Genomic DNA, 11,093 nt, shown 5'->3' with positions numbered 1-11,093 from the left:
GAGCGGTCGCTCAAGTCGGGGGTGTGGCTATCCTCGGCGGCTGTGAGTGATCACTATGAGGTCGTCTTCAGCTGCCTGCTCGCCGACGACGTACCGGCGGAGATCCTGGACGTGCTGCGCTGGCATCTCGGCGACCTCGACGAGCGGCCCGCGCTGATCGAGGACGAGTACGCCTACCGGCTGCTCGAACCGGATCCGGACAGTTATCTGCCCGGCGGCGAGTTCGCCCAGCTGGTACGACAGCAGGATCAATGGGGACTTTACGCCCGAATCTACGTCCTCGATGACGCTATGGGCTATCCGCACGAACTGTTCGGGTTGCTCGCGCCACACGTCGCGGAGACCGGGTACGGCGGCCACATCCGCGACGTGAACGACCACCAGGACTTCAGCATGATCGTCTTCGACGGCCTCGGTTACCGCTGGCGGGATTAGGCGATTCCGCGGGAGCGCGGGCTCGGGAGGTGTGGTCACTCCCCTTCCCTTTCCAAGGTATATCGCACCCCGGGGCTTGCGGCAAGACCCGGGGTGAGGCGCAAAATCGCTGCTCATAGGGGCGGCGATCGCCGTGCCTCGCCGCGATCGAGGATCGGATTCCGCGTTTTGAACTCTGTGTTCCACCCAGGGCGATTGCGTAGTCCGAAGGAGGACGTCTGAACTGGGGTTTCATGAGATGAGTGGCCTCTGTGGAGGCGAAGGTGGCGGGTGAGATCACATCGGTGATCATGAAGTTCTCTACGCCGCACGAAGCTCCGAGGACCTCACCCGCCGATGGCATCATCTCTCATCACCGCACTGACCGTCACGACACCCCACGCCATCGGCGCACCCGCACTGATCACCGACGGTGAACACAACGGGTTGCTGCACGCGCTCGCAAAGGTTCCGGATCCACGTGACCCACGAGGAATCCGCTACCCGCTGGCCGCGGTACTGGCAGTCGCGGTCTGCGCGGTCATAGCCGGCGCATCATCATTCGCGGCGATCACCGACTGGCTCCATGACCTCGACGAACACGCCCGCAACCGGCTCGGCTTCGGCAATGCCGTTCCCGCTTCGACAACGATGTGGCGACTACTGATCCGTCTCGACCCGACCCTGCTTGCCGCCGTTCTCGCAGGCTGGCTGCACACCCGAACCGACCCGCCGGGCCCACCACCACGCCGGTACCGCCGGGTGATCGCGATCGACGGCAAGACCCTGCGCGGCGCCCGCCTCGGCGACGGCCGTCAGGTCCACCTGATGTCCGCCCTGGACACCGCCACCGGGATTGTGCTCGCCCAGGTCACCGTGGACACGAAAAGCAACGAGATCACGTCGTTCGCACCGCTGCTCGACGCCGTCGAAACGGTCCTCGGAACCCTCGCCGGAGTCCTGTTCATCGCCGACGCCCTGCACACCCAAACCAGGCACGCCGACGAGGTCACCATCCGCCAGGCACACCTGCTCGTCCAGGTGAAAGGTAACCAGCCGACCCTGTTCAAGCAGCTCAAACGGCTTCCCTGGGCACAGATCCCGGTCGGTGACCGGACCCGCGACCGCGGACACGGCCGCCGCGAGACCCGCACCGTCAAAGCCGTCACCGTCGCCACGCCCGGCGGCATCACCTTCCCCCACGCCCAGCAGGCCGTCCGGATCACCCGGACCCGCATCATCGCAGGCAGGACCAGCCGAGAAACCGCCTACCTGACCGTGTCCCTACCCGCAGGCCAAGCCCTGCCCCGCGACCTGCAAACCTGGATCCGCCGGCACTGGCACATCGAGAACCGCCTCCATCACGTCCGCGACGTGACGTTCCGTGAAGACCAACACCAAGCCCGGACCGGAACCGGACCCGCCGTCATCGCGACCCTACGTAACACTGCGATCGGCTGGCACCGCACCACCGGCGCCACCAACATCGCCCGCGCCACCCGTCAAGCCAACCGCCGGTCAAACGACCTGATCACCGCAGTGACCAGCAGCTATCCGAGAACGCAATGACCCTGGTGTTCCACCTGCCCGGGAATCTTGCCGCCAAGGCCGAGCCGGCGCTGATCGCCGCCGACGAGAGGCATTTCGCCGTGCTGGCGGAGTCTCTCGAACAGCGACTGTCCGAACTCTCCGATCGGCTCGGCACCGCGCGCCGGGCGCGGGCCGGGATCGGTCAGCAGGCGCTCGATCGTGACCAGGAGGTGCGGCGGCTCAGCGCGCGGTTGCGATCGCTGCGCCGGTTCGGTGTGGACCTGTGTCTGGGGCACATGGTCAGCGCCGATGGTCCGGAGCCGGTGTATGTCGGGCGGCAGGGTCTCACCGACAGCAGCGGCCGGCAGTTGCTGATCGATTGGCGGTCGCCGGCGGCCGAGCCGTTCTTCGGCGCCACGCACGGTAATCCGATGGGGCTGGTCAGCCGTCGCCGTTACCGGTGGACGCGGGAGCGGATCAGCGACTACTGGGACGAGGTGTTCGCGGCGGACGACTTCGCCGGGCACGCCGCGGCGCTCGACGACCAGTCGGCGTTCATCGCGAGTCTCGGTGCGCAGCGCTCGGATCGGATGCGGGATGTGCTGGGCACCATCCAGGCCGATCAGGATGCGATCATCCGGGCCGGTTCGCGTGGGGCGCTGGTGGTCGACGGTGGGCCGGGCACCGGCAAGACGGTGGTGGCGCTGCACCGGACCGCCTATCTGCTCTACTCGGATCCGCGGTTGGGCCGGCGTCGTGGCGGGGTGCTGTTCGTCGGGCCGCATCAGCCCTATCTGGCGTACGTCTCCGATGTGCTGCCCAGCCTGGGCGAGGAGGACGTGCAGATCTGTACGCTGCGCGACCTGGTCGCCGAGGGCGCCGCGGCGGCCGTGGAGGCCGATCCGGAGGTGGCCCGGCTGAAGTCGTCGGTGGACATGGTGGCGGCGATCGAGGCCGCGGTCCGGTTCTACGAGGAGCCGCCCACCAAGCCGATGATCATTGAAACCGACGAAGCGGACGTACGGGTGACCGCCGCCGACTGGGCGCGGGCGTTCGAGGCGGTGGAGCCCGGGACCCCGCACAACGAGGCTCGCGACCAGATCTGGGCCGAGTTGCTGGCGGTCCTGGACGTGCCGGCGCATCGTGACCTGCGGGCGGCGTTCAACCGGGTCTGGCCGGTGCTCAAGCCCACCGACCTGGTGGCCGATCTCTGGTCGGTGCCCGCCTACCTGCGCAGGTGTGCTCCCTGGTTGAGTGTGGACGAGGTCCGCCGGTTGCAGCGCGTGGACGCGTCGGCGTGGACGGTGTCCGATCTGCCGTTGCTGGACGCGGCCCGGCAGCGGCTGGGCGATGCGGACGCGTCGGCGCGGTCGCGGCGGCGGGAGGCGACGGCGGCCGCCGAGCGTGAGCGCATGTCCCGGGTCGTCGACGATCTGATCGAGGCGGCCGACGACGAGTACGGCACCGGCCTGGTGACCATGCTGCGGGGCGAGGACTTCCACGATGCCCTGGTCGACGAGGCGGCGCTGGGCACGGTGGATCCGGATCGGCTGGCCGGGCCGTTCGCGCACATCGTGGTCGACGAGGCGCAGGAGCTGACCGACGCGGAGTGGCGGATGTTGCTGCTGCGCTGCCCGTCGCGCAGTTTCACCGTCGTCGGTGACCGGGCGCAGACCCGGCGGCCGTTCACCGAGTCGTGGCGCGAGCGCCTGGCCCGGGTGGGTGTCGACCGGGTGGCGGTGGCGTCGCTGACCGTCAACTACCGCACACCGGAGGAGGTGATGGTGGAGGCGGAGCCGGTGATCCGGGCGGTGCTGCCGGATGCCAACGTGCCGCTGTCGATTCGGCGCAGTGGCCTGCCGGTCCTGCACGGTACCGTCGCCGACCTGCCCGCGGTGTTGTCGTCGTGGCAGGCCGAGCATCCGGAGGGTGTGGCCTGTGTGATCGGTGATCCGTCGTTCGAGGGCACGCCGCGGATCCGTTCGCTGACCCCGGAGCTGGCCAAGGGTCTGGAGTTCGACCTGGTGGTCCTGGTGCGGCCGGAGGCGTTCGGCGCGGTGGACCGTTATGTGGCGATGACGCGCGCGACCCGGCAACTGGTCATCCTGAGCGCATAGGATCGCCGGGTGCACACGACGACCGTGTCCCAGCATGTGCCCGCCGGTCCGGCAGAGGTCTACCGGGCACTGCTGGACCCGTCGGCGCTCGCGAGGTGGCGGGTGCCGGCCGGCATGACCGGCAAGGTGCACGAGTTCGACGCCCGCGAGGCGGTGCCGGGCGGGACCGAGGTGGCGATCGTGCACGAGAACATCCCGGATACGATCCCCGCCACCGACAACGAACTGGGCACCCGGATGGCTCTGAGTAATCTGGCCGCTTTGTTCGCATAGCTCTCCCCTGTCTGTCCCTCCATCGCCGGAACGGCATTCTGGGTCGTACGTCCTCAATTGGGTTCTGCGGATTCGGCGAGCGGCCGGAGGCGGGGACGGGATAATTGAGATCGACTCACGGACGGCGGTTATCGCCTCCGTATTCACGATCTTATGAAGGGGATTTCAGCATGACCCTGCCTCGTTTTCGTATATCGGGTATGCGCGCGATGGCTGCCGCCGCGCTGGCGGCAGGAACGCTCACCGCAGGGCTGCCTACCGTGGCATCGGCTGATCCCGGTGACTACACGACCAAGGTCATTGTTAAGAACCGCACCGGTCAGGTGCTGGTTCTGACACATTCGCAGGTCACCGATGGAGAATGGATTCTATATCCGCCGGAAACGATAGCAAGCAATGGTATCGGCCGTATGAGCACGGCGTCGGGCGAGGACGAAGGTGGCACCGGGGGGACCGTCACCTATGAAACCGACTACGGCGATGTCGTGATCTATTGGAATGACCCGGACACGTCGGACGAGAATGATTTCACGTGTGATGCGCCGGACGAGTTCACCTGTTCGACGATCGGCTCGCCGAAAGGCCAGCACCCGGTACTGAACGTCGACATCTTCGATTGACGGCCACGGACCGGCGTCCCGTACCACCCTGGTACGGGACGCCGGCGTGCTGTTGATCAGGCCGGGTCGCCGGTCATCTCGATCACGATCTTGCCGGCCACCCGGCCGCGGTCCAGGTGGTGAAGGGCGGCGGCCGCCTCCGGGAAGGGGTAGACCCGGTCGATGACCGGGCGGAGCTCGCCGGAGGCGGCCATCTCGGCGATCTCGGTGAGGTCCTCGCGGTTGGGGCGGGCCAGCAGGGTTCGCACCGGGCCGCCGCGGGTGAGCTTGCCGGTGAGGATGCGCCGGGCCGGGCCGAGCCAACGGCCGCCGGTGCCGACCGACAGCAGGACGATGCCGCCGGGCCGCAGCGCCCGCCGCAGCTCGGCGAGGGTGTAGTTGCCGGCCAGGTCGAAGATCGCGTCGTAGCCCTCTCCCGGCGCGGCGAGTGGTTCGTGGCGCTCGTAGTCGACGACGCCGCTGGCGCCGAGTGCCCGGACCAGGTCGGCGTTGCGCCCGGCGCAGGAGGCGGTGACGATCGCGCCGCGGGCGGCGGCCAGCTGGACGGCGAAGGTGCCGATGCCGCCGGAGGCTCCGGTGATGAGCACGCGGCGGCCGGCGCGGGCGCCGACGGCATCCCGGATCGACTGCAACGCGGTCGTCCCGGCCAGTGGCAGGGCCGCCGCCTCGGTGAAGGAGAGGCCGGCGGGTTTCGCGGCGGCCAGCCGGGCCGGCACGCGGACCAGCTCGCCGATCGCCGCCGGGGTCTCGGCCAGCACGTCGTCGCCCGCCCGGTGGTCACGGACGTCGTCGCCGACCGCCTCGACGCGGCCGGCGAGCGCCCGGCCGACGACGAATCCGGCTCGGGGTCTTCGCAGGCCGCCGGTGACGGCCCGGATCCCGAACGGCTCGCCGCGCAGGGTCATCCGGTCGGCGGCGTTGAGCCCGGCCGCGTGGACCCGCACGAGCAGGTCGCCCGGGCCGGGGACGGGGTCGGTGACCTGCTGCAACGCGAGCTGGCCGGGTGATCCGAACGTGGTCTGGACCAGTGCTCTCATCGCACTCCATCTCCTGATTACAGTGTAAGCTTACGGTGTAAGCAAGGGTGCGGTATGGTCGAGCGGTTCCGCAACCCCGCCGGAGAGACGAGAAGATGCCAAAGTCCCGAGAGCCCCTGAGCACGCGGCGAGTGCTCCAGGCCGCCCTGGCGCTGGCCGACTCCGGGGGCACCGACTCGCTCTCGATGCGCCACCTCGGCCGCGAGCTGGGCGTCGAGGCCATGTCGCTGTATCGGCACGTCGCCAACAAGGAGGCCGTCCTCGACGGCATCGTCGACCTGGTGGTCGACGAGATCGACCTGCCCGGCGACGCCGGCGACTGGAAAGCCGCCATGCGCCGCCGCGGCGAGACCGCCCACCGCGTGCTTACCCGGCATCCCTGGGCGCCGGCGCTGCTGATGTCACGCACCAACACCGGCCCGGCCATGCTGCGCTACATCGACTTCACCCTGGGCGTGCTGCGCGGCGCCGGCTTCTCCTGGCGGCTCGCCGACTACGCGTGGAACACCATGGACAGCTACGTCTACGGTTTCACCCTGCGCCGCCTGAACTTCCCGATCGCCGCCGCCGACTACGCCGACACCGCCGCGGCGTATGAGTATCTGCTGGCCGGCGGCCGGTATCCGCACATGGCCGAGCTGACCCGCCAGGTCGCCGAAGGCCACCACCCCGGCGATCCGGACATCACCTTCGGCCTGGACCTGATCCTCGACGGCCTGGAGCACCTCCGCGACCGGGAGACCGCCCCATGACCGATCCGCGGCGCTCAGGTGGTGTAGCGGATGCGGACCACGCCGGCCGGCCACGTCTCGGTCTCCCGCAGCCGCAACGGGAGCGGAGGGTCGCCGCGCTCCAGCAGCGGCGTGCCGTCACCCAGCGCGATCGGGGCGACGAACAGTTCCAGCTGGTCGACCTCACCGGCCGCGAACAGGGCACGCATCACCGACGCGCTGCCCCACACGATGGTCCGGCACCGCTGCTCGCGCCGCGACCGGACATGCTCGACCGCGTCCGCGACGACACGGGCCGGCGGGTGCGAGCCCCACGGCGCCTCGGTCAGCGTGGTCGAGCAGACCGTCTTGGACAGTGCGTTGACCTGCCGGGCCATCGGCTCGTCGGTCGCCGTCGGCCAGAACGCCGCGAAGGACTCGTAGGTGCGCCGCCCCAGCAGCACCTCGTCGACCGACTTGAGCAGCGCCATGTTGTGCGCCTCGGAGGCGGAGAAATCCTGGACGGCCGCGAAGACGTCCTGCTCCCCGTTCGGGCCGGCGAGGAACCCGTCCACAGAGACCCATTGCTGGACGATCACACAGTTCATGTCCACCCCCCGGACGGAAGGAGACCGGTGGTGAGCAGCCGGCTGACAGCGGTAACCACCACGACGCTACTCGACCACCGGCTCTTCGGCATCGCCGACGACGGCGCCGAGGAGGATCTGCCGTTCCCGCACGAGGCGGGCGACTGGGTCCGCGCCGGCCGGTCGTCGATCCTGGTGGAGACCCCGTTCGACAACGACGAGGCGGTCCTGCGCCTGGAGGAGTGGGACGCTGAGCCCGCCGGCGACCACGAGTGGGACGACGTCGTCGCCGTCACCATCGGCTGCCCGTCCGGGACGATCCGGTTGAACCAGGTGACCGCCGGCTGGGCCGATCCCGGGTTCACCCTCACCCGTCCGGGCGACCAGCACGTGCGCCTGTCCTGCCGCTTCGGCGACGGCGACGATCCCGAGTTCCTCGTCCAGTTCTGGGCCGCATAGGCATCGTGTCGCCATGCGGGTGGCGGGAGGCTAGCCAGGCAGCAGGCCCGTCACCACGTCGCGCAGAGTCCGGTCCAGGCGGTTTGCGTCGCCATGCTCCAGTGCGTTCAGGATCGGTTCGCTGTGCAGGGTGGCGAGGAGGACGTGGGCGAGCATGTCCGCGTCGAGGTCCTGCCGTTGCTGGTGGACCAGGTGGCTGATGTGGCCGTGCCAGGACCGGTAGACCGGATGTTCTTCGCGTGGTTGCTGTTCCGGCGCGGTGGTGACAGGCGCCTCGGGGCCGAGGGCGGCGAGCAGGCCCTTGTTGCGGGCGACCACCTCGACCACGGCGGTGAGGAATGCCAGGAGTCGTGCGCGTGGCGGGGCGCCCTGGCCCAGCGGCGGCGGGCCGGTGGTGATCGCGATCTGCAGGTCTTGCGCGCGTTCCTGCATGAGGGCGCGCATGAGCCCGTACCGGCTGCCGAAGCGGTGGAACACGGTGCCCTTGCCGACGCCGGCCGCCGCGGCCACCTGTTCCATCGAGATCTGGCGTGGGTGATGGCGGGCCAGCATCTCTTCGGTGGCGCGCAGGATGGCCGCGCGGTTGCGGGCCGCGTCAGCGCGGAGTCGTTCGGGTTCGGGCATGACACACCTCGACAACTGGACCGGCGGTCCAGTAGCGTCCGGACCGAAGTTGACTGACGGTCCATTTTAGGCGAGGGGTAGCCGTGCGACGCGTTCGGTACTACGAGTACGGCGGGCCGGAGGTGCTGACCGTCGAGGATGCCGACCAGCCGGTTCCGCAGGCAGGACAGGTACTGCTGCGAGTCGAGGCGATCGGCGTCAACTTCGCCGACACCCGGTTCCGCCGCGGGCCCGGCAGCGGCAGCATCTTCCAACGGCCTCTGCCCGGCCGCCCGACCGGTGACGTCGTCGGCACCGTCGCCCGAGTGGGTCCCGGCGTGGACCCGCGGCTGGCGGGCCGACGGGTCGCCGCGCTCGCTGAGGACGCGTACGCGGACTACGTGGTCGCGGAAGCGTCATGGCTCGCCGCCGTCCCCGACCACCTCGATTCCGGCGACGCCAGCATGCTCGCGATGAGCGCCCCGGTGGCGCTGCGGATCCTGCGCGCCGCACAGCTGAACCCCGGCGACACCGTCCTGATCCATGCCGCGGCCGGCGGGATCGGGCATCTCGCCGTGCAACTCGCCAGGTTTCTCGGCGCGGGCACCGTCATCGGCACTGCCCGATCAGCACACAAGCTCGACTTCGTCCACAGCGTCGGCGCCGACGTCGCCATCGACTACGCGCAACCGGACTGGCCCGACCAGGTTCGCGCGGCGGCCCCGGGTGGTGTCGACGTCGTCCTCGACGCGGTCGGTGGCCCGGTCCTGCAATCCAGCCTCGATCTCCTCGCACCCTTCGGCCGCGCCGTGGTCTATGGAGCCGCAACCGGAGAACTGGAACAGATACCCGTCGCCAAACTCTTCGCACTGCGATCCGTTGTCGGCTTCAACCTCACCGCCTGGCGCCGTACGGCCCCGGACCTGGCACGTCAGGAGATGGACGAGATCACCGGCCTGTTCGCGGCGGGCCATCTGAGCACCACCGTGCACGCGGACCTCCCACTCACCCGCGCCGCGACCGCCCACGAGCTCATCGAGGCCCGCTCTCACACCGGCCGCATCCTGCTGTCCCCATAGTGAACATCACCTGAGGCGCGAAACTCGGTCGCTCGCCGTCGGGGACGCTGCCACGATCGTCGGCATCACGCACCGCGTTCCTGGGGGAGAAATGACGGGCTTCGACATTCGGGCCGTTGATCTGGCCGCGCTCAACTCGCTGACCAAGTACCCGTCGATCCCGACCTATCACGAGCTGGATCCGCGCAACGGTGGCCTCACCGAGCAGGTGACGGTATTCCCCGGGCCGGTGATCGGGACCGAGAAGGTCGACGGCAGCAACTCGCGGGTCATCCTGCTGCCGGACGGTGGCTACCTGCTCGGCTCGCGGGAGGAGCTGCTCTACGCGCGGGGTGACCTGATCGGCAACCCGGCCCTGGGCATCGTGGACAATCTGCGCCCGCTCGCCGATGCCCTGGCCGGCACCCGCGCCGACACGATCCGGGTGTTCTACCTGGAACTCTACGGCGGCAGGATCGGCGGGCAGGCCAAGCAGTACTCGACCAGGGGCGGCGCCGGCTGGCGGCTGTTCGACGTCGCCGTGCTCGACGACTGGGCGGAGAAGCTGACGTGGCCACCCCAGCGGATCTCCCGGTGGCGCGACGAGCAGGGTCAGACGTTCCTCGGCGAGCGGGAGCTGGGGGAGGCGGCCGCGGCCACCGGTCTGGAGCTGACACCGCGACTGTTCACCGTCGACCCCGGCGAGCTGCCGTCCGACGTCGAGGGCATGCACGCGTTCCTCGGCGAACGGCTGCCCCGCACGTTGGTGGCGCTGGACGAGTCCGGTCTGGGCGCGGCCGAGGGCCTGGTGCTGCGGACCGCTGACCGGTCGGTGATCGCGAAGGCCCGCTTCCAGGACTACCAACGGACCCTCAAGCGCCGGGCGAACAGCCGGTGATCACGTCAGGCTGACGGTGTCGTGGGCAGCGACGTTCCGGGGAAGAGCCAGGTGAGGCTGTTCCGGGCGGCGCGAACGTACGGTTCGTGGCCGTAGGCCAGGTCCTCCAGCGCGGCGCACCGAGCGAAGAACACGATGCGATCCCGGTCCGGCAGCGGCCCGTAGGCATCGGCCACCCCGGCGAGAAACCCGGCGCCGAAGTCACGGTAGAGGCGCGCGAAGTCGAGGGCCGGGTCGGTGACGGCCGCATCCGTCCAGTCGATCACACCGGTGATGCGGCCGTCGTGTTCCAGCAGGTGCTCCGCGCCGAGGTCGGCATGGGCGAGCACCAGCCGTTCGCCGGCCGCCGGCACCGATTCCCGCAGGATCCGCAGCAGGCCGGGCGGCCCGTCGAGATCCTCCAGCCACTCCCCCGGCTCCGCGGGTTCGACCGGTCCGGCCACGTCGATGGCGTGCAGTTCCCGCAGGAACCGGCCGATCGCGGATGCGAGCCCGGGCCCGGCGGGCCGTCCCAGCAGCGGCCGGCCGGGCAGCAGCGGATAGGCGAGCACCCCGGCTTCCTCGTCGGCGAACCGGATCTCGGGCACGGGCAGCGACACCCGCGGGCGTACGCGGGAAAGCAGTTCCGCCTCACGCCGGACGTCATGCCCGCCGGCCACCCGCAGAACCAGATCGCCGGCGAGAAAGGCCGTGTTGTCCAGCCCGGACCCGAGCCGGACAAGTGCCTGGTCGGGTGCGTGGGCGCGCAGCGCGTCCCGGGCCCGCTGTTCCGGCGTACGTCGCATGC

The 11,093-nt window shown here is 69.8% G+C and carries 13 protein-coding genes; 9 read left to right on the top strand and 4 right to left on the bottom strand.

What is annotated here, in order from left to right; genetic code table 11:
• The first annotated feature begins 42 nt into the window (after positions 1-42).
• The 5 genes from BJ964_RS34090 to BJ964_RS34070 all read left to right on the top strand — a co-directional run bounded on the left by BJ964_RS34090 (position 43) and on the right by BJ964_RS34070 (position 4,954).
• Complete coding sequence (locus tag BJ964_RS34090; protein WP_188124486.1) at positions 43-435, top strand: hypothetical protein; 393 nt, start codon at positions 43-45, stop codon at positions 433-435.
• Positions 436-771: 336 nt separating this feature from the next.
• Positions 772-1,983, top strand: a complete 1,212-nt coding sequence (locus tag BJ964_RS34085; protein ID WP_239163896.1) for an ISAs1 family transposase — start codon at positions 772-774, stop codon at positions 1,981-1,983.
• Positions 1,980-4,061, top strand: coding sequence for an RNA polymerase recycling motor ATPase HelR (gene helR / locus BJ964_RS34080; protein ID WP_188124485.1), 2,082 nt, complete (start codon positions 1,980-1,982; stop codon positions 4,059-4,061). Before BJ964_RS34085 ends, helR begins: the two co-directional genes overlap by 4 nt.
• 9 nt (positions 4,062-4,070) lie before the next feature.
• Complete coding sequence (locus BJ964_RS34075; protein ID WP_188124484.1) at positions 4,071-4,334, top strand: SRPBCC family protein; 264 nt, start codon at positions 4,071-4,073, stop codon at positions 4,332-4,334.
• A 170-nt stretch (positions 4,335-4,504) separates the two neighbouring features.
• Complete coding sequence (locus BJ964_RS34070; RefSeq protein WP_188124483.1) at positions 4,505-4,954, top strand: hypothetical protein; 450 nt, start codon at positions 4,505-4,507, stop codon at positions 4,952-4,954.
• Between the two features lie 56 nt (positions 4,955-5,010).
• Here the strand turns inward: BJ964_RS34070 and BJ964_RS34065 are convergent, their stop codons facing one another.
• The gene (locus tag BJ964_RS34065; RefSeq protein WP_188124482.1) at positions 5,011-5,991 is read right to left on the bottom strand and encodes an NAD(P)-dependent alcohol dehydrogenase; all 981 of its coding nucleotides are present in this window, start codon (positions 5,989-5,991) and stop codon (positions 5,011-5,013) included.
• A 95-nt stretch (positions 5,992-6,086) separates the two neighbouring features.
• Between BJ964_RS34065 and BJ964_RS34060 the strand changes: the two genes are divergently transcribed.
• A complete protein-coding gene (locus BJ964_RS34060; RefSeq protein ID WP_188124481.1) occupies positions 6,087-6,743 on the top strand; it encodes a TetR/AcrR family transcriptional regulator in 657 nt (218 codons plus the stop codon).
• Positions 6,744-6,757: 14 nt separating this feature from the next.
• Here BJ964_RS34060 and BJ964_RS34055 read toward each other — a convergent pair whose 3' ends face one another.
• Complete coding sequence (locus BJ964_RS34055) at positions 6,758-7,309, bottom strand: dihydrofolate reductase family protein (RefSeq protein ID WP_188124480.1); 552 nt, start codon at positions 7,307-7,309, stop codon at positions 6,758-6,760.
• A 30-nt stretch (positions 7,310-7,339) separates the two neighbouring features.
• Here BJ964_RS34055 and BJ964_RS34050 point away from each other — a divergent pair, with 30 nt between their 5' ends.
• A complete protein-coding gene (locus BJ964_RS34050) occupies positions 7,340-7,747 on the top strand; it encodes a hypothetical protein (RefSeq protein ID WP_188124479.1) in 408 nt (135 codons plus the stop codon).
• A gap of 30 nt (positions 7,748-7,777) precedes the next feature.
• Here BJ964_RS34050 and BJ964_RS34045 read toward each other — a convergent pair whose 3' ends face one another.
• Positions 7,778-8,371: a TetR/AcrR family transcriptional regulator gene (locus BJ964_RS34045; RefSeq protein WP_188124478.1), complete on the bottom strand. Its 594-nt coding sequence runs from the start codon at positions 8,369-8,371 to the stop codon at positions 7,778-7,780.
• 83 nt (positions 8,372-8,454) lie between these two features.
• On the opposite strand from BJ964_RS34045, the gene BJ964_RS34040 reads away from it, so the two are divergent.
• Both BJ964_RS34040 and BJ964_RS34035 read left to right on the top strand, forming a co-directional pair.
• On the top strand, positions 8,455-9,429 hold the full coding sequence (locus tag BJ964_RS34040) for a quinone oxidoreductase family protein (RefSeq protein ID WP_188124477.1): 975 nt from the start codon (positions 8,455-8,457) through the stop codon (positions 9,427-9,429).
• 91 nt (positions 9,430-9,520) lie between these two features.
• Positions 9,521-10,306 (top strand): RNA ligase family protein, encoded by a 786-nt coding sequence (locus BJ964_RS34035; RefSeq protein ID WP_188124476.1) that lies wholly within the window; start codon positions 9,521-9,523, stop codon positions 10,304-10,306.
• 5 nt (positions 10,307-10,311) lie between these two features.
• Here BJ964_RS34035 and BJ964_RS34030 read toward each other — a convergent pair whose 3' ends face one another.
• Positions 10,312-11,091, bottom strand: a complete 780-nt coding sequence (locus BJ964_RS34030) for a phosphotransferase family protein (RefSeq protein ID WP_188124475.1) — start codon at positions 11,089-11,091, stop codon at positions 10,312-10,314.
• Positions 11,092-11,093: the final 2 nt, after the last annotated feature.

This window comes from Actinoplanes lobatus, assembly GCF_014205215.1.
GTDB lineage: Bacteria > Actinomycetota > Actinomycetes > Mycobacteriales > Micromonosporaceae > Actinoplanes > Actinoplanes lobatus.
This window is presented reverse-complemented; position numbering and strand designations above follow the sequence as displayed.